This window comes from Bacillus sp. FSL K6-1366, assembly GCF_037976695.1.
GTDB lineage: Bacteria > Bacillota > Bacilli > Bacillales > Bacillaceae > Bacillus > Bacillus subtilis.
Genome location: NZ_CP150268.1, coordinates 3,161,065 through 3,183,683 on the forward strand (window position 1 = coordinate 3,161,065; position 22,619 = coordinate 3,183,683).

General features: G+C 44.9%; 20 protein-coding genes. 16 read left to right on the forward strand and 4 right to left on the reverse strand.

Features of this window, described 5'->3' with window-relative positions; translation table 11 throughout:
* Positions 1-39 precede the first annotated feature (39 nt).
* Both yhcR and srtA read left to right on the forward strand, forming a co-directional pair.
* Positions 40-3,693 (forward strand): endonuclease YhcR, encoded by a 3,654-nt coding sequence (gene yhcR / locus MHI44_RS16555; RefSeq protein WP_339203569.1) that lies wholly within the window; start codon positions 40-42, stop codon positions 3,691-3,693.
* Complete coding sequence (srtA, locus tag MHI44_RS16560; RefSeq protein ID WP_131227256.1) at positions 3,690-4,289, forward strand: sortase SrtA; 600 nt, start codon at positions 3,690-3,692, stop codon at positions 4,287-4,289. Before yhcR ends, srtA begins: the two co-directional genes overlap by 4 nt.
* A gap of 29 nt (positions 4,290-4,318) precedes the next feature.
* On the opposite strand, the gene MHI44_RS16565 is transcribed toward srtA, so the two are convergent.
* Positions 4,319-5,227: an RluA family pseudouridine synthase gene (locus MHI44_RS16565; RefSeq protein ID WP_339202445.1), complete on the reverse strand. Its 909-nt coding sequence runs from the start codon at positions 5,225-5,227 to the stop codon at positions 4,319-4,321.
* 110 nt (positions 5,228-5,337) lie between these two features.
* Between MHI44_RS16565 and MHI44_RS16570 the strand changes: the two genes are divergently transcribed.
* The 13 genes from MHI44_RS16570 to yhdA all read left to right on the forward strand — a co-directional run bounded on the left by MHI44_RS16570 (position 5,338) and on the right by yhdA (position 19,663).
* Entirely contained in the window at positions 5,338-5,733 is a 396-nt protein-coding gene (locus MHI44_RS16570) for a YhcU family protein (RefSeq protein WP_317679989.1), read from the forward strand.
* A gap of 136 nt (positions 5,734-5,869) precedes the next feature.
* Positions 5,870-6,292, forward strand: a complete 423-nt coding sequence (locus tag MHI44_RS16575) for a CBS domain-containing protein (RefSeq protein ID WP_003245462.1) — start codon at positions 5,870-5,872, stop codon at positions 6,290-6,292.
* 127 nt (positions 6,293-6,419) lie between these two features.
* Positions 6,420-7,082 (forward strand): HAD family hydrolase, encoded by a 663-nt coding sequence (locus tag MHI44_RS16580; protein WP_339202448.1) that lies wholly within the window; start codon positions 6,420-6,422, stop codon positions 7,080-7,082.
* 15 nt (positions 7,083-7,097) lie between these two features.
* Entirely contained in the window at positions 7,098-8,639 is a 1,542-nt protein-coding gene (locus MHI44_RS16585; RefSeq protein WP_015383195.1) for a bifunctional GNAT family N-acetyltransferase/carbon-nitrogen hydrolase family protein, read from the forward strand.
* A gap of 417 nt (positions 8,640-9,056) precedes the next feature.
* Complete coding sequence (locus tag MHI44_RS16590; protein ID WP_339202449.1) at positions 9,057-10,409, forward strand: aspartate aminotransferase family protein; 1,353 nt, start codon at positions 9,057-9,059, stop codon at positions 10,407-10,409.
* Positions 10,410-10,436: 27 nt separating this feature from the next.
* Entirely contained in the window at positions 10,437-11,015 is a 579-nt protein-coding gene (glpP, locus tag MHI44_RS16595) for a glycerol uptake operon antiterminator GlpP (protein ID WP_003233388.1), read from the forward strand.
* Positions 11,016-11,193: 178 nt separating this feature from the next.
* Positions 11,194-12,018, forward strand: a complete 825-nt coding sequence (gene glpF, locus MHI44_RS16600; RefSeq protein ID WP_003233386.1) for a glycerol uptake facilitator protein GlpF — start codon at positions 11,194-11,196, stop codon at positions 12,016-12,018.
* 18 nt (positions 12,019-12,036) lie between these two features.
* Positions 12,037-13,527 (forward strand): glycerol kinase GlpK, encoded by a 1,491-nt coding sequence (glpK, locus tag MHI44_RS16605; RefSeq protein WP_077670555.1) that lies wholly within the window; start codon positions 12,037-12,039, stop codon positions 13,525-13,527.
* 140 nt (positions 13,528-13,667) lie between these two features.
* Positions 13,668-15,335: a glycerol-3-phosphate dehydrogenase gene (glpD, locus tag MHI44_RS16610; protein WP_339202451.1), complete on the forward strand. Its 1,668-nt coding sequence runs from the start codon at positions 13,668-13,670 to the stop codon at positions 15,333-15,335.
* A gap of 129 nt (positions 15,336-15,464) precedes the next feature.
* Positions 15,465-17,210, forward strand: coding sequence for a phosphoglucomutase (gene pgcA / locus MHI44_RS16615; protein WP_339202453.1), 1,746 nt, complete (start codon positions 15,465-15,467; stop codon positions 17,208-17,210).
* A gap of 148 nt (positions 17,211-17,358) precedes the next feature.
* Entirely contained in the window at positions 17,359-18,498 is a 1,140-nt protein-coding gene (gene yhcY / locus MHI44_RS16620) for a two-component system sensor histidine kinase YhcY (RefSeq protein WP_032721229.1), read from the forward strand.
* Positions 18,495-19,142, forward strand: coding sequence for a two-component system response regulator YhcZ (yhcZ, locus tag MHI44_RS16625; RefSeq protein WP_015252479.1), 648 nt, complete (start codon positions 18,495-18,497; stop codon positions 19,140-19,142). Before yhcY ends, yhcZ begins: the two co-directional genes overlap by 4 nt.
* Positions 19,139-19,663: an FMN-dependent NADPH-azoreductase gene (gene yhdA, locus MHI44_RS16630; RefSeq protein ID WP_339202455.1), complete on the forward strand. Its 525-nt coding sequence runs from the start codon at positions 19,139-19,141 to the stop codon at positions 19,661-19,663. The genes yhcZ and yhdA overlap by 4 nt, the downstream gene beginning before the upstream one ends.
* Before the next feature lie 14 nt (positions 19,664-19,677).
* Here yhdA and MHI44_RS16635 read toward each other — a convergent pair whose 3' ends face one another.
* Positions 19,678-19,920 carry a YhdB family protein gene (locus tag MHI44_RS16635; RefSeq protein WP_003233373.1) on the reverse strand — a complete coding sequence of 81 codons (243 nt, stop codon included), beginning with the start codon at positions 19,918-19,920 and terminating at the stop codon, positions 19,678-19,680.
* A gap of 200 nt (positions 19,921-20,120) precedes the next feature.
* On the opposite strand from MHI44_RS16635, the gene MHI44_RS16640 reads away from it, so the two are divergent.
* Positions 20,121-20,444 carry a YqzG/YhdC family protein gene (locus MHI44_RS16640; RefSeq protein ID WP_339202457.1) on the forward strand — a complete coding sequence of 108 codons (324 nt, stop codon included), beginning with the start codon at positions 20,121-20,123 and terminating at the stop codon, positions 20,442-20,444.
* Between the two features lie 41 nt (positions 20,445-20,485).
* Here MHI44_RS16640 and lytF read toward each other — a convergent pair whose 3' ends face one another.
* Together lytF and nsrR are read right to left on the reverse strand one after the other, a co-directional pair.
* Positions 20,486-21,952, reverse strand: coding sequence for a peptidoglycan endopeptidase LytF (gene lytF / locus MHI44_RS16645; RefSeq protein WP_339202458.1), 1,467 nt, complete (start codon positions 21,950-21,952; stop codon positions 20,486-20,488).
* 152 nt (positions 21,953-22,104) lie between these two features.
* Positions 22,105-22,545 carry a nitric oxide-sensing transcriptional repressor NsrR gene (nsrR, locus tag MHI44_RS16650; RefSeq protein WP_014479293.1) on the reverse strand — a complete coding sequence of 147 codons (441 nt, stop codon included), beginning with the start codon at positions 22,543-22,545 and terminating at the stop codon, positions 22,105-22,107.
* Positions 22,546-22,619: the final 74 nt, after the last annotated feature.

The window sequence follows — 22,619 nt, forward strand, 5'->3', positions numbered from 1 at the left end:
AGTCTGCCGTGTATTATGCAGAAGCCTGAAAGGATTTATATGCTGTCTGTCGAAATGATAAGCAGACAAAATCGTTGTCATTATGTGTATAAGGGAGGAAATATGATGAGGCGTATTCTGCATATTGTGTTGATCACGGCATTGATGTTCTTAAATGTAATGTACACGTTCGAAGCTGTAAAGGCAGCTGAACCGCAACAGCCTATATCGATTGAGAAGGCAATACAGCAAAAAGAAGGACAGGCGCTTGTCGAAGGATATGCAGTCGGCCAGGCTGTTTCCCCACAGCATTATAAGCTGACAAGCCCTTTTTCAAATGATTATAATGTTGCGCTGGCAGACCGTAAAAACGAGACATCGCCCGAACACATCCTTCCTGTGCAAATCCCCTCCGCCTTCAGAAGCCAATTTGGGCTGCAAACCAATCCGCTTCTTCTTGGGAAAAAGATAACGGTTCAAGGAAAGCTTGAAAATTACTTTAACACGACAGGACTTAAAAACGTTCAGTCGATGAACGTAACCGATGACACGAAAACTCCGCCGGCTGAACAGCAAGTGACCATAAATGAAGCACGGGGAAGGCTGAATGAAGAAGTAACGATAAAAGGGATCATTACAGCTGATCAAAACGCAATCGGAGGCGGGAAGCTGTCGACCTTTTTGCAAGATGAAACCGGAGGCATTAACATTTATTCGCCATCCCCTGAACAATTTCCCGAATTAAAAGAGGGTATGGATGTCACGGTGACAGGGAAAATCATGTCTTACCAGGGGCTGAAAGAAATCGTTCCAAGCTCATCAGGCATCAAAATCAACCAGTCAAATCAATCCCTCCCCGCCCCCAAACACTTAACAATCAATGAACTTATTAACGGCAGCCTAGGTGATCAGTATGAAGGACGCCTTGTGAAACTAACCGCTTTTGTTTCCTCAATTCCAAGTTCTCCTGCCGGCGGCGGTTACAATGTAACAATGATTGATGACGACCATCATGCAATGACGCTCCGGGTTATGAATGAAACAGGGGTGATAGACGAGCTTGATGAGGGCAAATGGTATGAATTTACCGGTGTGTTAAGCAGATACCAAACCTTTCAGCTGCTTCCGCGAAAATCGGCTGACCTGAAGCTGCTTGAAGAGCAGCCTGCACCTCCGTCTGCGGAGGGAGAATATGAAGGGATTGTTGACCGGGTAGTTGACGGCGATACCATTCATCTCAAATCTCCGGTGCATGGAACGACAAAAATCCGGTTTGTAAATGTAGATACACCCGAAACATATCACACACCAAAAAATGACGCAGATGAAAATCAATTAAGATTTGGCAAAAAAGCATCTGACTATCTAAAAACGGTTCTGTCCCCGGGTGATAAAATTACTGTCAAGGTTGGGAGTGAAGCCAAGGACAGCTATGGCAGATTGCTCGGACAAGTCATAACCGAATCAGGTTCCAACGTAAACTTAGAGCTTGTAAAAAATGGCTATGCTCCGACGTATTTTATTTGGCCGGTTGACAATGAAGAGGATTATCAGCAGTTTCAGGCCGCAGTAGCCGCTGCAAAAAAAGACCAAAAAGGAATTTGGAATGAAAACGATCCGCTCATGGAAATGCCGTTTGAATTCAGAGCCAGAGAGCAAGGGAAAGGCCTAACAAGATATGTGGGGGACTCGTCGAATAAAACATATGTGCAGCCAGCTGACTGGAAGAAGGTAGCTGTGGAAAACAGAATTTTCTTCGCTTCAGCAAGTGAAGCGGAGAGCGCGGGATATAAAAAAAGGCAAACGGCACCTCAAGAACATGTGCCGCTTAGAATTCTCAGCATGAATGATTTGCATGGCAAAATCGATCAGCAATATGAGCTTGATCTTGATGGAAATGGAATTGCAGACGGCACGTTTGGACGCATGGATTATGCCGCCGCATATTTAAAAGAAAAAAAGGCTGAAAAGAAAAACTCGCTGATTGTGCACGCGGGAGATATGATCGGCGGAAGCTCTCCAGTTTCCTCTCTTCTTCAAGATGAACCGACTGTAGAACTGATGGAGGACATCGGATTTGATGTCGGAACCGTGGGAAACCATGAATTTGATGAAGGCACGGATGAACTTCTGAGGATCTTAAATGGCGGTGATCATCCGAAAGGCACAAGCGGATATGATGGACAGAACTTTCCCCTTGTATGTGCCAATTGTAAAATGAAATCAACTGGAGAGCCCTTTTTGCCGGCTTATGACATCATAAATGTGGAGGGCGTACCCGTTGCTTTTATCGGGGTTGTCACACAGTCGGCAGCTGGCATGGTTATGCCTGAAGGAATAAAAAATATCGAGTTTACAGATGAAGCAACAGCGGTGAATAAGGCGGCCAAAGAGCTGAAGAAAAAAGGCGTGAAGGCCATCGCGGTTCTCGCACATATGTCAGCTGAACAAAACGGCAACGCCATTACCGGTGAGTCTGCTGATCTTGCAAACAAAACAGATTCTGAAATTGACGTGATTTTTGCCGCGCATAATCATCAGGTTGTTAACGGTGAAGTGAATGGAAAACTGATTGTTCAAGCGTTTGAATATGGAAAAGCGATAGGTGTCGTTGATGTAGAGATCGATAAAACGACAAAAGACATTGCCAAAAAGTCCGCGGAAATCGTATATGTTGATCAAAGTAAAATTGAACCGGATGTCAGCGCGTCAGCCATTTTAAAGAAATACGAAACAATTGCGGAACCGATTATCAGCGAGGTAATCGGCGAAGCCGATGTTGATATGGAAGGGGGGTATTCAAATGACGGCGATACACCTCTTGGAAACCTGATTGCGGATGGTATGAGAGCTGCCATGAAAACGGATTTTGCCCTTATGAATGGCGGCGGCATACGTGAAGCGCTGAAGAAGGGCCCGATTACGTGGGGAGATCTTTACAATATTCAGCCATTTGGAAATGTGTTAACGAAGCTTGAGATTAAAGGAAAAGATTTAAGAGAGATTATCAATGCTCAAATCTCGCCGGTTTTTGGGCCTGACTACAGCATCAGCGGGTTTACGTATACGTGGGATAAAGAAACCGGAAAAGCAGTTGATATGAAAATGGCAGATGGCACCGAGATCCAGCCCGATGCCACATATACATTGACTGTCAACAACTTTATGGCGACGGCGACAGGAACCAAATATCAGCCAATCGGACTGCTGGGAAAAAATCCGGTGACTGGGCCTGAGGATTTGGAAGCGACAGTTGAGTACGTGAAGAGTTTTGATGAGCCAATTGCGTATACAAAAGAGGGAAGAATTAAGCTTGCTGAAGCCAGTGATATTGAAGACCCTGTAACAGAAGACCCGATTACGGAAGAGCCTGGAGATGATCCGGGGACGGAGGATCCGATTAAAGAGGATCCAAGGCCAGATGAAGATTTGCCTGATATAAAAGAAACTCCGGGAACAGCACCGGTTCATCAGCTTCCGCCTTCAGCCATTTCGAGATTCAATGAAATACCAATCAACAACACAAAAACCGCTGATACTGCTAATAGCATCAGCACATTGCCGTTACAAACCGAGACTGCGGAAAGCGGGTCTGATCATCAGCTTCCGGATACGTCAGCGGGCTACTATAACTTTATGGTAATCGGTGCGGCGGTGACATTGTCAGGAACTTATCTATATGTCAGAAGAAAAAGGAGCGCCTCCAGAACGTGAAAAAAGTTATTCCACTATTCATCATTGCTGCCGGCCTAGTGATCGCAGGCTATGGAGGCTTTAAATTGATTGATACGAATATGAAAACGGAACAGACACTAAAAGAAGCAAAACTGGCGGCTAAAAAGCCGCCGCAGGAACCTTTGGGGACGAAAAATAGCACAGATCAAGCAAAGAACAAAGCATCATTTAAGCCTGAGACCGGCCAAGCGAGCGGCATTTTGGAAATACCGAAAATCAATGCAGAGCTTCCGATCGTGGAGGGCACCGATGCTGATGATTTAGAAAAAGGTGTCGGGCATTACAAGGACAGCTATTATCCTGATGAAAACGGACAAATTGTGCTGTCGGGGCATCGGGATACCGTGTTTCGCCGGACGGGAGAGCTGGAAAAGGGGGATCGGCTCCGCATTCTCCTGTCATATGGAGAATTCACATATGAAATTGTAAAAACAAAAATTGTCGATAAGGATGACACATCTATTATCACGCTCCAGCATGAAAAGGAAGAGCTTATTCTGACGACCTGTTATCCGTTTTCATATGTCGGAAATGCCCCGAAGCGCTATATTATATATGGAAAACGAGTGACTTAAAAAGCCGAGGCGGTGCCTGCGGCTTTTCTTCATAAAAAATATGTGCGGCAAAGGTTTTTCATATCAGCAGGGAAAGGGGCTTCAGCAACTATGAGCTCGTCTGTTATCGGGTGAACCGCTTGTACTTTATTGGCGTGCAGTGCCTGCCTGTTTAGCAGCTTGCTCCCGCCTCCGTAAAGCGAGTCTCCTGTCAACGGATGGCCGAGGCTCGCCAGATGAACACGGATTTGGTGTGTTCTGCCTGTTTCCAGCTCTAATTCAACGAGCGACAGCCGTTCTTTCGCATTGCTGGCCATTACCTTGAAATGAGTGACGGCAGTTTGCCCGCCTGGTGAAACCCGGCGTCTTGTCGGGTGTGAGCGGTCTCTGCCGATTGGTGAATTAATTGTCCCTTTTTTCGTCCGTAGCTTACCTTCAGCGATGGCGGTATACGTACGCTTCAGCGTCTTTTTCTCTAACTGCTGGTCTAAGATGGCGTGTGCCAAACGATGCTTGGCAAAAACGATAGCGCCAGATGTATCCTGATCAAGACGATGGACGTGGCGCACCTTACATGTTTCGCCATTTATCTGATAATGATACGCGATCAAATTAGCCAGTGTGCCGGTTTGCCCATCCTCATTCGGATGCGTCGCTATGCCAGCGGGTTTATTGACGATGAGCATGTGATTGTCCTCATATAAAATATCAAGCTCGCCATACTCCGGAATGACCGAAGATGCTTCAATTTCCTGAAGATCAATGAACACACGGTCTCCCTTTTTTACAATCATATTGTTTAAGACGGATTCGTGATTGACCTTTATCTGTTGATGGGACATCCAGTCTTGTATCACTGGTTTAGAAGCTTTGAGCGCTGTTTTGAGTACGGAAAACAGCCATTGGCCGTCCTGTTTTTCATTGATGAGGATCTCAAGCCCTCTGCCTTTTTGGTTCATGTTAAATGGCTCCTTTTCGAAGCGGAAGGCTGCTGTTTCTCATAGGAAACACTTACCTTAGCTTTCGCGTTTTTTTCTGTGCTATTCTTGAGTAAGACTTAGGATATTCGATGGCAAGAAAGGTGATTGACGTGAGAATTGTGAACGCAGCAACTGCAGAACAGGAGAGCTTTATCAAGGAGCTGTCTATGGAGTTGATCCATGATGTATTTCCTCTTTATTTCTCCGAACTGGACATTCAGCGCTTTAAAAAGAAAGGTATTCTGTCTTTAAATAACCATTATTACCAAGGAACATTAAAAGAAGCATTTCAAATTATGGCTTGTCTGCAAATGATACATATTATCCTGACCAAGCCTTCGCCGCACTCTGATTTGAGTGATCAGGCGATTTTTGAAAAAAACAGCAAGATGCTGAATGATTTTGGGATTTATTTTCCGTTTGCTTTTTCTGACTTTCAAAAGAAGACTAACAAAGCCTTTTTCGGTCAAAGAAGGCTGATATAATCATGCGGCAAGGGCTTTTCTATTTTTAGAAAAGCTCTTTTTGTATCAGAGAAATCATATCATAAAACCTTTCCTCTAACTCCCTTTTTAAACGGCTCGTGTCTGAACATACTAATGATTGAAAGGGGTGCTGACAATGAGTTCAGTTAAAGATACAATGACAACGCAGGTGGCAACCGTTTCTCCGAATCAAACGATTCAGGAAGCGGCTTCTCTAATGAAACAGCATAACGTCGGGGCGATCCCCGTTGTAGAGCAAGGTGTTTTAAAAGGAATGCTGACTGACCGTGACATTGCATTAAGAACTACAGCTCAGGGCCGTGATGGCCAGACACCCGTTTCAGAAGTGATGTCAACAGAACTCGTATCAGGAAACCCTAATATGAGTCTGGAAGACGCGTCGCAGCTGATGGCCCAGCACCAAATCCGCCGCCTTCCTATTGTAGATCAAAACAATCTAGTCGGGATCGTTGCGCTTGGAGACCTGGCAGTCAATCAGATGTCGAACGAGTCTGCGGGATCAGCGCTGACAAACATTTCTCACCAAAACATTCATTAATAAGAAAGAGCTTGCAGTGTGCAGGCTCTTTCTTCACATAAAACCTTACTTTTTGAAAGCAGACTTGTTTCGGGGTATAGTTGAGTGTATACATATGTCTCAATTCGTACTAAAGGAGTTGTACCCAGTGATTAAAGCGTTAATTTTTGATTTTGACGGGCTTATTCTAGATACAGAAACACACGAATATGAGGTTCTTCAGGAAATATTTGAAGAGCACGGCTCAGTGCTGCCGCTATCTGTCTGGGGAAAGGTCATCGGAACTGCTGCGGGTTTCCGGCCTTTTGACTATTTAGAAGAGCAGATCGGGAAAAAGCTGAACCATGAAGAGCTCACAAAATTGAGAAGAGAGCGGTTCGCCAAACGCATGGAAACAGAAAAAGCGAGACCTGGTGTCGAAGCGTATTTGAATGCGGCAAAGGATTTAGGCTTAAAAATAGGCCTTGCCTCCAGCTCTGATTATAAATGGGTTTCCGGCTATTTGAAGCAAATCGGCCTGTTTGATGATTTTGAAGTTATTCAAACGGCTGATGATGTGGAAGAGGTGAAGCCGAATCCTGAGCTCTATTTATTGGCGGCAAAGAACCTCGGGGTATCGCCAGCAGAATGTCTCGCGTTTGAGGATTCTGTCAATGGTTCGATTGCTGCGAAACGCGCAGGAATGAAGTGTGTCATTGTCCCGAATAAAGTAACGGGCACCTTGATGTTTGAAGACTATGATCACAGGCTTGAATCAATGGCGGAGATGGAGCTCGCCCTATTGCTTGATCATCTGAACTCACAAAACTAGAAAGGAGCGAGTAGGTTGTCTGAGAAATTAGATTTGACCCGGTTTGAAAAGAAAATGGTTATCCGCAATATCGAAGAGAAAGACATCGACAAGATTATCGATCTTCAAAAGGACTGCTTTCCGGGGATGGAGCCTTGGAAGCGGGAGCATTTAATCAGCCATTTGGAGCATTTTCCAGATGGGCAGTTTTGTGCAGAATTCGAGGGTGAAATTATCGGTTCGTGCTCAAGTCTCCTGATTAACTTTGATGAATATGATGACCGCCATACGTGGCAGGACATTACAGATGACGGTTATATCACCAACCATAATCCTGACGGCTTGAATATGTACGGAATTGAAGTGATGGTGCACCCGAAATACAGACGAATGAAGATCGGCCACCGTTTGTACGAGGCGAGAAAGGACTTAGCCAGACGCTTAAACCTGAAAAGCATCATCATAGGCGGACGGATTCCAAACTATCACAAATATGCAGAGGAAATGACAGCGAGAGAGTATGTTGAACAGGTGACACGCCACCAAATTTACGATCCGGTTCTTTCTTTTCAGCTGATGAACGGCTTTACCCTTATGCGAATTAACCCGAACTATCTCCCGGATGATACAGCTTCGATCAAGTATGCGACGCTGATGGAATGGAATAATGTGGATTATCTACCGCAGCAGACAAAACGCTATTATAAATCGGCGTTCCCTGTTAGAATTTGTGTGATCCAATACGAAATGAAGAAAATTTATTCCTTTGAGGAATTTGCGAATCAAGTAGAATACTATGTCGATGTTGCTTCCGACGCAAGATCTGATTTTGCGGTGTTCCCGGAAATTTTCACAACCCAGCTGATGTCCTTCCTTGAGGAACGGTCACCGAGCTTGGCGGTGCAGAGAATTACCGAGTATACAGAAGATTACATCAGCCTGTTTACTGACTTGGCTGTGAAGTATAACGTCAACATTATCGGCGGATCTCATTTCGTCGAAGAGGAAGGCAAGATCTATAATATCGCTTACCTGTTCAGACGGGACGGAACGATCGAGAAGCAATACAAACTCCATATTACGCCGAATGAACGCAAATGGTGGGGGATCAGCGCAGGAGACCAGGTTCGCGTGTTTGATACGGACTGCGGGAAAATCGCGATCCAGATCTGTTATGACATTGAATTTCCTGAGCTTGCCCGGATTGCGGCTGATAAAGGAGCCAAAATCATCTTTACGCCATTTTGTACAGAAGATCGTCAAGGCTATCTGCGTGTCAGATACTGTTCGCAGGCTAGAGCGGTTGAAAATCAAATTTATACGGTTATCTCTGGAACGGTCGGAAACCTTCCGCAAACGGAAAACATGGATATCCAATACGCCCAGTCAGGCATCTTTGCCCCGTCTGATTTTGAATTCGCTCGTGACGGCATTGTCGGCGAAACAAACCCGAATATTGAAATGGTCGTCATCGGCGATGTTGACCTGGAAATTCTCAGAAGACAGCGCCAAAACGGTACAGTGCGCCAGCTAAAAGACAGACGGCGTGATATTTATCATATTCAATATAAAAAATAATTCCCAAAAAACCTGCCTGAATTGGCGGGTTTTTTAAAACAAAAGCGGAATTGTTTAGGTGCTATCTTTAAAATAAAAGTAGGTATAGTGGAGGTGCCTTATAGAGTTTCTGTATTTTCGCCATTTCCTATATCATACAGAAAACGGCTAGGCTTCACATTGCTATTGCAATGGCTGTCCAAGTTGTTTTGAGTGCGACCTTTATCAGTACGATGCTGAGCATTGTCACTTTGCCTGTTTTGCTTTGGAAGCTGCATCCTCTTTCTTCTTGAGAAAGGGGATGTTTTATTATTTACGCGGTTTATTGACTCTGACCCGGTCTGGCTTTATATTGAAGGCAGGGAAATCATCACCAAGACATCACATAAAGAGAAGGTCTGTTTCAATTGAATTGGCATTATAGAGAACGCTAATGAAATGGAGATGATGGGGATGGAAAACATTCAGCAAAATAAGGGATTAAAGCAAAAAGATGAGCAATTTGTGTGGCATGCCATGAAGGGAGCGCATCAAGCGGACAGCCTGATAGCCCAGAAGGCCGAGGGGGCCTGGGTAACCGACACAGACGGACGCCGCTATTTGGATGCGATGTCCGGTTTGTGGTGCGTCAACATTGGTTACGGCAGAAAGGAGCTTGCGGAGGCTGCCTATGAGCAACTAAAGGAGCTGCCTTACTACCCGTTAACGCAAAGTCACGCACCCGCAATTCAACTGGCGGAAAAGCTGAATGAATGGCTTGGCGGCGATTATGTTATTTTTTTTTCCAACAGCGGATCGGAAGCAAACGAAACTGCTTTTAAAATTGCCCGCCAGTACCATCTGCAAAACGGCGACCACAGCCGTTATAAATTCATCTCAAGATATCGGGCATACCACGGCAATACATTGGGAGCGCTCTCAGCTACCGGACAGGCGCAGCGGAAATATAAATACGAGCCTTTGAGCCAAGGATTTCTGCATGCAGCTCCGCCAGATATATACCGGAATCCTGATGATGCAGACACGCTTGAAAGCGCAAATGAAATCGACCGCATCATGACATGGGAATTAAGCGAAACGATTGCCGGGGTCATTATGGAGCCCATCATTACAGGCGGGGGCATCCTAATGCCGCCGGACGGATATATGAAAAAGGTGGAGGACATTTGCCGGCGCCACGGAGCCCTTTTGATTTGCGATGAAGTGATCTGCGGGTTTGGACGAACAGGTGAGCCGTTCGGGTTTATGCACTACGGTGTGAAGCCTGATATCATTACGATGGCAAAGGGAATCACAAGCGCGTATCTGCCATTGTCAGCGACTGCTGTGAAACGGGACATTTTCGAAGCGTATCAGGGGGAAGCTACTTATGACCGTTTCCGCCACGTGAACACGTTCGGCGGAAGCCCGGCTGCCTGTGCCTTGGCGTTAAAAAACCTGCAAATTATGGAGGACGAACAGCTGATTCAGCGATCCCGCGATCTTGGAGCAAAGCTTTTAGGTGAGCTTCAAGCTCTGAGAGAACACCCGGCAGTCGGGGATGTTAGAGGAAAAGGGCTGCTGATCGGAATCGAACTCGTCAAAGATAAATTGACTAAAGAGCCGGCTGATGCCGCCAAAGTAAACCAAGTGGTTGCGGCGTGCAAAGAAAAAGGGCTGATCATCGGCAAAAACGGCGATACAGTTGCCGGCTACAACAACGTCATCCAGCTTGCGCCGCCATTTTGCCTGACAGAAGAGGACCTTTCCTTTATCGTGAAAACGGTGAAAGAAAGCTTTCAAACGATATAATATAAAAGTGATTTATTAAAGGAGCACATGATGAGTTTTCACAACCAGCCGATTTTACCGGCTATTCGCAATATGAAGCAATTTGATGAGTTTTTGAACAGTTCGTTCTCTTACGGTGTTATTCTTGATATTCATCTCGGCCAGCTGAAGGGCGTGATCAAAGAAGCGCAAAAGCACGGAAAGAACATGATGGTGCACGTCGATCTCATTCAAGGGATTAAGCATGACGAATACGGTGCGGAATTTATATGTCAGGATATCAAGCCCGCTGGGATTATTTCCACAAGATCGAACGTGATTGCCAAAGCGAAGCAGAAGAAAATTTATGCCATTCAGCGCCTGTTTTTGCTTGATACAAGCGCGATGGAGAAAAGCATGGAGTTTATCGGCAAGCATAAGCCTGACTTCATCGAAGTGCTTCCCGGCATCGTTCCGTCACTCATTCAGGAAATAAAAGAGAAAACAGGGATTCCCATCTTTGCCGGGGGGTTCATCCGTACGGAAGAGGATGTAGAGCAGGCATTGAAAGCGGGGGCTGTAGCTGTCACAACATCTAATACCAAATTGTGGAAAAAATATGAAAACTTTTTGACGGAAAGTGATTGACACCGCTTTCATGCACTGATACAATTGCACTAGGTTAATACATTGTGATGGAGAACTCGGAGACCACAGCAGCTCTTTACGGCAAATGTTTATGCACCCGTAAAGCGGTTTGTTGTGGTTTTTTTATTCTCTTCTTCTCTATCATGCTTTTTAATCGTGACTTTAGGAGGAATGTGCTATGACAGCATTTTGGGGAGAAGTCATCGGTACGATGCTGCTTATCATTTTTGGTGCAGGTGTTTGTGCAGGTGTCAATTTAAAGAAATCGCTTTCATTCCAGTCTGGCTGGATTGTTGTTGTATTTGGATGGGGATTGGGTGTTGCGATGGCGGCATACGCGGTTGGCGGCATCAGCGGTGCCCATTTGAATCCGGCGCTAACGATAGCGCTTGCATTTGTAGGAGATTTTCCTTGGAAAGAGGTTCCGGTTTATATTGCGGCGCAAATGATCGGAGCGATCATCGGTGCGGTGATTATTTATCTGCATTACCTCCCGCACTGGAAGTCAACGGATGATCCCGCTGCCAAGCTGGGTGTTTTCTCAACAGGGCCCAGCATTCCGCATACATTTGCAAACGTTTTAAGCGAAGTGATTGGGACATTTGTCCTTGTGCTTGGAATCTTGGCTATTGGGGCAAATCAATTTACAGAAGGACTTAATCCTTTAATCGTCGGTTTCCTCATTGTAGCAATCGGTATTTCTCTGGGAGGCACCACCGGCTATGCTATCAATCCTGCACGTGACTTAGGTCCGCGGATAGCCCACGCTTTTCTTCCGATTCCGGGGAAGGGCTCATCAAACTGGAAATACGCATGGGTTCCGGTAGTCGGCCCGATTTTAGGCGGATCATTCGGCGGTGTATTTTACAACGCTGCATTTAAAGGGCACATCACAAGCAGCTTCTGGATTGTAAGCGTTATATTGGTTGTGGTATTGTTAGGACTCTATGTTTATACGAAATCACATTCTGCTAAAACATTATCAAATTCTAAATATATTTAATCAAAGGGGAGACATCTTATGGAAACGTACATTTTATCCTTAGATCAGGGGACGACAAGTTCAAGAGCGATTCTGTTTAATAAAGAAGGCAAAATTGTCCACTCTGCTCAAAAGGAATTTACACAATACTTCCCGCATCCTGGCTGGGTTGAGCATAATGCCAATGAAATTTGGGGCTCTGTCCTCGCGGTTATCGCCTCAGTCATCTCTGAATCAGGAATCAGCGCTTCTCAAATTGCCGGCATCGGCATCACGAACCAGCGCGAGACGACGGTTGTGTGGGATAAAGATACAGGAAGTCCTGTCTATAATGCAATCGTTTGGCAGTCCAGACAGACGTCCGGCATTTGTGAGGAACTTCGTGAAAAAGGATATAATGATAAATTCAGAGAAAAAACTGGGCTTTTAATCGATCCATACTTCTCCGGCACGAAGGTGAAGTGGATTTTAGACAATGTGGAAGGCGCGAGAGAAAAAGCGGAAAAAGGCGAGCTGCTGTTTGGAACGATTGATACGTGGCTCATTTGGAAAATGTCAGGCGGAAAAGCGCATGTGACCGATTACTCCAATGCCTCAAGAACACTGATGTTTAATATTTACGATTTAAAATGGGACGATGAACTGCTCGACATTCTAGGCGTACCGAAATCCATGCTCCCTGAAGTGAAGCCGTCCTCTCATGTGTATGCGGAGACTGTTGATTATCACTTCTTCGGAAAAAATATCCCGATTGCTGGAGCGGCAGGCGACCAGCAGTCCGCATTGTTCGGCCAGGCATGCTTTGAAGAAGGCATGGGGAAAAACACATACGGCACAGGATGTTTCATGCTGATGAATACCGGGGAAAAAGCAATTAAGTCCGAACATGGGCTTTTGACAACAATCGCTTGGGGCATTGACGGAAAAGTGAACTATGCGTTAGAAGGAAGCATTTTTGTCGCAGGCTCTGCCATCCAGTGGCTTAGAGACGGATTGAGAATGTTCCAGGACTCTTCGCTTAGCGAAGCTTATGCAGAGAAAGTGGATTCAACTGACGGCGTATATGTCGTTCCGGCCTTTGTCGGACTGGGAACGCCTTACTGGGACAGCGATGTGCGCGGTTCGGTTTTCGGCCTGACAAGAGGGACAACAAAAGAGCACTTTATCCGTGCGACACTGGAGTCATTGGCTTATCAGACCAAAGATGTGCTTGACGCAATGGAAGCAGATTCAAACATTTCATTAAAGACGCTTCGTGTAGACGGAGGAGCTGTGAAAAACAATTTCCTAATGCAGTTCCAAGGAGACCTGTTGAATGTTCCTGTGGAGCGCCCGGAAATTAATGAAACGACTGCACTTGGCGCGGCTTATTTGGCGGGTATCGCTGTGGGATTCTGGAAGGACCGTTCTGAAATCGCGAACCAGTGGAATCTGGATAAACGGTTTGAGCCTGAATTAGAAGAAGAAAAACGAAATGAGCTGTATAAAGGCTGGCAAAAAGCCGTGAAAGCAGCTATGGCTTTTAAATAAAGTAATACTATGGTATAATGGTTACAAGTTAATAAGAACGGTCCTGAGATGAGGAGAGACCACAGCACCAAAGTGTAAGCATGCACTTTGGCTGTTGTGGTCTCTTTTTCTATTTACCGTGACAACAAGGAGGAGACGTAATGATGAAACATCAATTTTCAAGTCTTGAAAGAGATCGCATGCTGACAGACATGACGAAAAAAACATATGACCTATTTATTATCGGAGGAGGAATTACAGGAGCCGGAACAGCTCTTGACGCGGCATCAAGGGGAATGAAGGTCGCACTAAGCGAAATGCAGGACTTTGCGGCGGGAACATCAAGCCGATCAACGAAGCTGGTACATGGCGGCTTGCGCTATTTAAAACAATTTGAAGTGAAAATGGTCGCTGAGGTAGGAAAAGAGCGGGCGATTGTGTATGAAAACGGCCCGCATGTCACTACACCGGAATGGATGCTGCTTCCGTTTCATAAAGGCGGCACATTCGGTTCATTTACAACATCAATCGGGTTAAGGGTTTATGACTTCCTTGCAGGTGTGAAAAAGTCAGAACGAAGAAGCATGCTTTCAGCAAAAGAAACGCTGCAAAAAGAACCTTTGGTAAAAAAAGACGGCTTAAAAGGCGGCGGGTACTATGTGGAATACCGCACTGACGATGCGAGACTGACCATCGAAGTCATGAAGGAAGCGGTGAAATTCGGGGCAGAGCCTGTGAATTACTCCAAAGTGAAGGAGCTTCTTTACGAAAAAGGCAAAGCCGTCGGCGTATTAATTGAAGATGTGCTGACAAAGAAAGAATATAAAGTGTATGCGAAAAAAATTGTCAATGCTACAGGCCCTTGGGTCGATCAGCTCAGAGAAAAAGACCATTCGAAAAACGGAAAGCATTTGCAGCATACAAAAGGCATTCACCTTGTATTTGACCAGTCTGTCTTTCCGCTGAAACAGGCTGTATATTTCGATACACCTGATGGCCGGATGGTATTTGCGATTCCTCGTGAAGGCAAAACATACGTGGGAACAACAGACACTGTTTACAAAGAGGCGCTGGAGCATCCGCGGATGACAACGGAGGATCGTGATTATGTCATCAAATCAATCAATTACATGTTCCCGGAACTGAATATCACTGCGAATGACATCGAATCCAGCTGGGCGGGGCTGCGTCCGCTGATTCATGAAGAAGGCAAAGATCCTTCTGAAATTTCACGGAAAGACGAGATTTGGACATCTGACTCAGGCCTGATCACCATTGCCGGCGGAAAACTGACTGGATACAGAAAAATGGCGGAGCACATCGTTGATCTTGTCCGTGATCGCTTAAAAGAAGAGGGCGAAAAGAATTTTGGACCATGTAAAACGAAAAACATGCCAATCTCTGGCGGGCACGTCGGCGGTTCGAAAAATCTTATGTCCTTCGTTACCGCGAAAACAAAAGAAGGAATTGCAGCCGGTTTATCAGAAAAAGACGCAAAACAGCTGGCGATCAGATACGGCTCTAACGTAGATCGCGTCTTTGACCGGGTAGAAGCGCTGAAAGATGAGGCCGCGAAACGCAACATTCCGGTTCATATTCTTGCTGAGGCAGAATACAGTATAGAAGAAGAGATGACTGCAACTCCTGCTGACTTCTTTGTCCGCAGAACGGGACGTTTATTTTTTGATATCAATTGGGTAAGAACATATAAAGATGCCGTTATTGATTTTATGAGCGAGCGATTCCAATGGGATGAGCAGGCGAAAAACAAACATACAGAAAACCTCAACAAGCTTTTACACGATGCGGTCGTACCGCTTGAGCAATAAATCATAACGGGCTGTCTGCAGCCCGTTATTTCTTTTTACGTGGAAAGGGCCAGATCTCAGGTTATCAAGTGACAGAGGCACCCGCTTCATATAAAATAATGGCATAAGCTGATACATAGGAGGACGAATATGACTTGGAGAAAGAGCTATGAACGCTGGAAACAGACAGAACATTTAGATCCGGAATTAAAAGAGCGCCTTATTGAATTAGAGGGAGATGAACAGGCCCTTGAGGACTGTTTCTATAAAGACCTTGAATTCGGTACCGGCGGAATGCGCGGGGAAATCGGCGCCGGGACAAATCGGATGAATATTTACACTGTGCGCAAAGCATCGGCCGGGTTTGCGGCATACATCTCGAAGCAAGGTGAGGAAGCGAAAAAACGGGGCGTTGTCATTGCTTATGATTCCCGCCATAAATCTCCGGAGTTCGCGATGGAAGCGGCAAAAACACTTGCGACACAAGGCATCCAAACATACGTGTTTGATGAGCTTCGCCCGACGCCAGAGCTGTCATTCGCTGTCAGACAGCTGAACGCTTATGGGGGAATTGTGGTAACGGCAAGCCATAACCCGCCTGAATATAACGGCTACAAAGTATACGGGGATGATGGCGGCCAGCTGCCTCCAAAGGAAGCGGACATCGTCATTGAGCAGGTAAACGCGATTGAAAATGAGCTGACGATCACAGTGGACGAAGAAAATAAGTTAAAAGAAAAAGGCTTAATCAAAATCATCGGTGAAGATATTGATAAAGTTTATACAGAAAAACTGGCGTCCATTTCTGTACATCCTGAATTATCAGAAGAAGTAGATGTAAAGGTTGTTTTCACACCGCTGCATGGAACTGCAAATAAACCGGTCAGACGCGGACTTGAAGCACTCGGCTACAAAAATGTAACGGTTGTCAAAGAACAGGAACTGCCGGATTCAAACTTCTCCACTGTTACATCGCCAAACCCGGAAGAGCATGCGGCATTCGAATATGCCATTAAGCTTGGGGAGGAGCAGAATGCAGATATTCTCATCGCGACAGATCCTGATGCTGACCGCCTCGGCATCGCGGTGAAAAACGATCAAGGCAAATATACAGTGCTGACAGGAAACCAAACCGGAGCGCTGCTGCTTCATTACCTGCTTTCTGAAAAGAAAAAACAAGGCATCCTGCCTGATAACGGTGTTGTTCTCAAAACGATCGTCACAAGCGAAATCGGCCGTGCTGTAGCTTCTTCATTCGGCCTTGATACGATTGATACGCTGACAGGCTTTAAGTTTATCGGTGAAAAGATCAAGGAATACGAAGCATCAGGCCAGTATACCTTCCAATTCGGTTATGAAGAGAGCTACGGTTATTTAATCGGGGATTTTGCCCGCGATAAGGACGCCATTCAGGCTGCGCTTTTGGCAGTTGAAGTTTGCGCGTTCTATAAAAAACAGGGAATGTCTTTGTATGAGGCGCTCATCAATCTCTTTAACGAGTATGGTTTTTATCGTGAAGGGCTGAAATCCCTGACGCTGAAAGGCAAACAAGGAGCAGAGCAAATTGAAGCGATTCTTGCTTCCTTCAGACAAAATCCGCCGCAGAAAATGGCGGGCAAACAGGTTGTCACAGCAGAAGATTACGCTGTAAGCAAACGGACGCTTCTGACTGAAAGCAAAGAAGAAGCCATCGACTTGCCAAAATCAAATGTATTGAAATACTTCCTGGAAGACGGGTCTTGGTTCTGTCTTCGTCCTTCAGGAACTGAGCCGAAGGTGAAATTTTATTTCGCCGTAAAAGGGTCATCTTTGGAAGACAGTGAACAGCGTCTTGCCTCCCTTTCTGAAGGTGTAATGAAGACGGTGGATGAAATTGTTGAGTCAACAGCAAAATAATTCAAGTATGAGCTGGGTCATTGTAAATGATCCGGCTTTTTCTCTTTCTCATCCAAAAGTCTGAAAGAAAATCATCCTACAAGTGAAGTAATGAAATACAAAAAACTGGTATAATCTTAAATACAAGATCAATGCCGGAGTGAGAAACGTGAGCAAAACGAGGATGGAAAAATTAAAAACGCTGAAAACGATTGCGGAAACCTTAAATCAAGGGCACGATATCAAAGCAACACTGGATGAGGTTTTAAAAGAGTTGCTGAGTCTGACAAATCTTCAATCCGGATGGATTTTTCTGATCGAAGAAGATGGGTCTTATACGTTAGCGGCCGACGCTTATCTGCCCCCGGCTTTAAGCCGCAAGGAAAAAGTGCTGATGTGCGAAGGGGAGTGTTACTGCCTGACGAAATTCAATAACGGAGGGCTTAGAAAGGCTGCAAATATCATGAACTGCAAACGCATCGAATCAGCAGAAAACCTGCATTGTTTTGACACAGAAGGGATTACGCATCATGCAACTGTGCCTTTAGAAGACGGGGACAGAAGATTCGGATTGTTAAATGTAGCGGCGGCCGGAAAAACCATGTTTGATGAGGAAGAGCTGCATTTACTCGAGTCTGTCGCCTTTCAGATCGGAACGGCAATCCAGCGTATGAGGCTTTCTGAATATCAACAAAAAAATGCTCTTTTAATGGAGCGTAACCGCCTCGCTCAGGAGCTTCACGATTCAGTCAATCAAATGCTATTTTCCGTCAGTTTAACTGCCAAAGCTGCGAAGACACTAACAAAAGATGAAAATTTACAGCAGATGATTGATTTCATCCAAAACCTATCACAGGACGCGCTCGCAGAAATGAAAGCGTTAATTTGGCAGCTTCGCCCCGGAGGATTGGAAAAAGGGCTGGCTGAAGCCATTAAAAGCTATGGTGCGCTCATTGGATTGAAGATCATTTTTACACAAAAAGGCTGTCCTGTTCTGACTGATGAGCAGGAGCATATGCTATGGCGTGTCGTACAGGAAGCTTTAAATAACTGCAAAAAGCATGCCGGAACGGATACGGCGTATGTTAGTCTGACTGCTTCTTTGTGCCATGCGGAGCTGGATATCATCGATCATGGGGCAGGATTTCGCTATGAAGCGCATGCCGATCTGCCTTCACTTGGCATCAAGGGTATGAAAGAACGAGCGGAAAAAGCCGGAGCTAAGTTTTGGATTGAGTCAGCGCTTGGAACAGGAACAAAGCTGTCCATCAGGCTTCCGCTAACAAGCCGAAAAGGAGGGGCGGTATGAAAATTGTCATTGCTGATGATCATCATGTTGTCAGAAAGGGTCTGCGTTTTTTCTTTGCCACCCAGGATGATATTGAAGTCGTCGGAGAAGCTGCAACTGGATTAGAAGCTCTCCGTGTCATCGAAGAGACAAAGCCGGATCTTGTGCTAATGGATTTGTCTATGCCCGAGATGGACGGCATTCAAGCCATTAAAAAAGCAATACAGCAATTTCCGGATACGAATATCATTGTGCTGACGAGCTACTCTGATCAGGAGCACGTCATCCCCGCGCTTCAGGCAGGCGCGAAGGCGTATCAATTAAAGGATACGGAGCCCGAGGAATTGGTGAAAACACTAAGACAAGTGCATGCTGGCGAATACAAGCTTTCTACAGCTATTATGCCCCATGTGCTGACACATATGAAAAATCAGCACGACCCGGAAAAAGAAAAATACTATCAATTAACAAGAAGGGAAAAAGACGTTCTGACTGAAATAGCAAACGGGAAAAGCAATAAAGAAATCGCAGCAGCCTTGTTTATTTCAGAAAAAACAGTAAAAACCCATGTATCGAATCTTTTAGCAAAACTTGAAGTGGCCGACCGCACGCAAGCAGCGCTTTTCGCAGTGAAATATAATCTGAATGGAGAGATCTCGAAATGAACATGTTAGTCATAAATGGCACGCCTAGAAAACATGGCCGAACAAGAATTGCAGCATCCTATATTTCAGCTCTGTATCACACGGATTTGATTGATCTAAGCGAGTTTGTATTGCCCGTTTTTAACGGTGAAGCGGAACAATCTGAACTGTTGAAAGTACAGGAGCTTAAGCAACGCGTTACGATAGCGGATGCGATTGTATTATTATCGCCTGAATATCACAGCGGCATGAGCGGCGCTTTAAAAAATGCCTTGGATTTTCTAAGCAGCGAACAATTCAAATATAAGCCCGTTGCATTATTGGCAGTAGCGGGAGGCGGAAAAGGCGGCATCAATGCGCTGAACAATATGAGAACTGTGATGCGGGGTGTCTACGCCAATGTCATTCCGAAGCAGCTGGTGCTTGATCCGGTGCATATTGATGTTGAAAATGCTACAGTGGCTGAAAACATTAAGGAAAGCATAAAAGAGCTTGTCGAAGAACTCAGCATGTTCGCAAAAGCAGGAAATCCCGGCGTCTAAACGCCGGGATTTGTTTATGTGAGAAGGGCTATTTGATCTTCATAAGTCAGCTCTGTGGCATGATCAATATATCGGAGAAGGGAATACAGCATCTTTTCTAAAACGGCGTAATCCTGTTCAAAATGATACGCATGCAGAAAATGCTCAATTCGTTTTGATAACAAATCGTCCTCTGTACGCACCATTAAAATTAATAAATTATCCCATTGAGAACGATGGGTGTAATAAAGCGCTTTATCGTAATCGGCATAATCCATGAATCGCTTCTCCTTTCTTGGGTGAGAAGTTCATGATTAGTTTATGCCGCATCCTCTGTTATTGACGGGGCAAAACTTGCCGTCTGCGTCAGTAAAGGGGTAGCAATATGAGGGAGACATAAAATCAAAATGCCTGAATGAAGATATCGCTTTTGGTAAACCTATGAGGGAATATATTCTGGGTACAGGAGACTGAAAAAATGAAATCCCTGCCGTATACCATCGCGCTGTTTTTCTGCGGATTGATTATCGTGTCAATGGCTGCAAAAGGTCATTCAACGGACACAGACGAGTCCGTTCAAAAGTGGGAACAGCTTGCCTGGAGCAAAATTCAGGATGAATATAAGGGCGCTTCTTTTTCTGATTATGCTTATATGGGGCGTACAGAGGTGAATGATCAGCAGACGAAAGATGTCTTTCGGGTGACAGTCAGACAGAAAGATGACACTTTTTCTGTTCGGGCCGAAGTCTATTTTCATCCGGTGACAAATCATATGATCAGCATCAACGTCTTTAGGCTCTAATAAAAAACTGTACAGCCGTTAAGGCCGCACAGTTTCTGTTTTTAGAAATATCGTTTTGCACCGAGATAGCGCTGTTTCCAGTAAGAGTTGTTCATATTGGAAATGACAACTCCGGAATCGTTGGCATTTATGAATTCCCCGTTGCCTAGGTAAATTCCGACGTGGGAAGGGCCGGCTTTATATGTTGTAAAGAAAACAAAATCTCCGACAGCAGGCTGGCTAACTGATTTCATTGTGTTCCAATATCCCGCTGCCGTTAATCTAGATACGGATGTGACTTTGTTCAGTACATAGTAAATGAATCCGCTGCAGTCAAACCCGGACGGTGTCGTGCCTCCCCAGCGATACGGAACCCCAAGCTGCGCTTTAGCGGCCGAAATCATTGTGTTAATCTTCGCACTCGTTGAGCTGGTGGTGTTTGAAGAACCGGATGAAGACGATGATGAAGCTTTTCCGGAAATGACCAGCTTTTGGCCAACCTGCAAGACATCCGTTTTTAAATTGTTTTTCTCACGAATCTGCTGAGCTGTTACATTAAATTTTTGAGCAATCACCCATAAGGAATCACCGCTTTTCACTGTGTATGTAGTCGTCGTGCCGGAGCTTGCATTTGACGAAGAAGACGACGATGATGAAGAGCCTGAAGATGCTTTACCTGTCAGCTTCAATACTTGTCCAACGTACAGCACATCTGATTTCAGATTGTTGATATTTCGGATATGCTGTACAGTCAGGTTATAGTTGTTTGCGATTTTCCAAAGTGAATCACCGCTTTTAACGGTATATTTAGTTGTTGCTGAAGTTTGGTTCGATTTGGATGAAGTGTCTTTAGAAGACGTATCAGAGCCGCTTGATTTTGTTTTCAACACCTGATTCACGTAAATGGTGTCTGATTTTAAGTTGTTCAAGACCTTCAATTCAGCGATGGACATATTGACTTTGTTTGCAATTTTCCAGAGTGAATCTCCAAGCTGCACCTTATATGTTCCCGTAGAAGATGAGGAACTTGAACTCTTATTAGAACTGCTTTTTGAACTGGAGCTTGAACTCTTATTAGAGTTGCTTTTTTTACTGGAACTAGGGCTTGAAGAAACAGTACCGGACACCTTTAATTTCTGCCCAGCACGAATTAAATCGCTGCTTAGTCCGTTTAATTTTTTCAGTTCCTGCACGGTCATTTTAAACTCATTTGCGATCAGCCAAAGTGAATCTCCGCTTTTCACTGTGTAAACAGAACTTCCGCTCTTCTTGGTTGTTGAGCTTGAAGTAGATGAAGAAGTGCTGGATTTGCTGCCTGGAATAGTAAGCGTCTGGCCGATCGACAGAACAGTAGTCGAAAGATGATTGGCGGATGTGAGGGCCGCCACACTTGTGTTATAGGTTTGGGCCAGTTTCCATAAAGAATCTCCGCTTTTGACCTTAATCGTTGCTGCTTCAGCTGGTGTCACTGCTAAAGTTGTGCCGACAATCGCAGATGCTGTCAGCCCTGCTGCTAATTTCTTTTTCATCTTAGCTCTCCTTTTTCCCCCAATGATTTTGCATTTGCTGTTTCTTTTTTATATCGGCACATTTGTCTCATCGTTTTGCCTTTTTATAAAAATAGCCAAATTATCTTAACAATAAGGGGGAAAAAGGGCATAAAAAAAGAAGGAATCTTAATCTATTCCTTCATTTTTAAAAGCTTCATGATATCTTCTTTGTTTTTGACGAGGTCACGCAGTGTGTATTTGTCTAAAACTGCGAGGTAGGCTAAAAGCGCTTCATTCAGCACATGTTTTAAGCCGCAAACCGGGGAAATAACACAGAGATTCTTGTTCGCATCAAAACATTCAACAATATTAAAATCGTCCTCCGTTTTTCTGACAACCTCACCGATGTTGATGTCTTCAGGTTCCATGCCTAATCGTATGCCGCCGCCCCGTCCGCGTATCGTTTCTACGTAGCCGAGCTGGCCGAGCCTGTATATGACTTTCATGAGATGATTTTTTGAAATAGAATACGTTTCGGCAATCTGTTTTATATTTGAAAGTTCTCCGGGACGCTCTGCAGCCAGAAAAATCAACACTCTTAATGAATAATCTGTATAATTGGTTAACTTCATAATAAGACCTCAGAATAAGACATTTTCTATATCTTATCATAATCGATTGAAAAATGAAAAAAAAGGAATTAAAA

Excerpts from the sequence above, each read along its gene's own strand:
- yhcR (WP_339203569.1), top strand. The coding sequence starts at position 40 with ATGCTGTCTGTCGAAATGATAAGCAGACAAAATCGTTGTCATTATGTG.
- MHI44_RS16565 (WP_339202445.1), bottom strand. The coding sequence starts at position 5,227 with ATGAACCAAAAAGGCAGAGGGCTTGAGATCCTCATCAATGAAAAACAG.
- MHI44_RS16570 (WP_317679989.1), top strand. The coding sequence starts at position 5,338 with ATGGCAAGAAAGGTGATTGACGTGAGAATTGTGAACGCAGCAACTGCA.
- MHI44_RS16575 (WP_003245462.1), top strand. The coding sequence starts at position 5,870 with ATGAGTTCAGTTAAAGATACAATGACAACGCAGGTGGCAACCGTTTCT.
- MHI44_RS16590 (WP_339202449.1), top strand. The coding sequence starts at position 9,057 with ATGGAGATGATGGGGATGGAAAACATTCAGCAAAATAAGGGATTAAAG.
- glpP (WP_003233388.1), top strand. The coding sequence starts at position 10,437 with ATGATGAGTTTTCACAACCAGCCGATTTTACCGGCTATTCGCAATATG.
- glpF (WP_003233386.1), top strand. The coding sequence starts at position 11,194 with ATGACAGCATTTTGGGGAGAAGTCATCGGTACGATGCTGCTTATCATT.
- glpK (WP_077670555.1), top strand. The coding sequence starts at position 12,037 with ATGGAAACGTACATTTTATCCTTAGATCAGGGGACGACAAGTTCAAGA.
- glpD (WP_339202451.1), top strand. The coding sequence starts at position 13,668 with ATGATGAAACATCAATTTTCAAGTCTTGAAAGAGATCGCATGCTGACA.
- pgcA (WP_339202453.1), top strand. The coding sequence starts at position 15,465 with ATGACTTGGAGAAAGAGCTATGAACGCTGGAAACAGACAGAACATTTA.
- yhcZ (WP_015252479.1), top strand. The coding sequence starts at position 18,495 with ATGAAAATTGTCATTGCTGATGATCATCATGTTGTCAGAAAGGGTCTG.
- yhdA (WP_339202455.1), top strand. The coding sequence starts at position 19,139 with ATGAACATGTTAGTCATAAATGGCACGCCTAGAAAACATGGCCGAACA.
- MHI44_RS16635 (WP_003233373.1), bottom strand. The coding sequence starts at position 19,920 with ATGGATTATGCCGATTACGATAAAGCGCTTTATTACACCCATCGTTCT.
- MHI44_RS16640 (WP_339202457.1), top strand. The coding sequence starts at position 20,121 with ATGAAATCCCTGCCGTATACCATCGCGCTGTTTTTCTGCGGATTGATT.
- lytF (WP_339202458.1), bottom strand. The coding sequence starts at position 21,952 with ATGAAAAAGAAATTAGCAGCAGGGCTGACAGCATCTGCGATTGTCGGC.
- nsrR (WP_014479293.1), bottom strand. The coding sequence starts at position 22,545 with ATGAAGTTAACCAATTATACAGATTATTCATTAAGAGTGTTGATTTTT.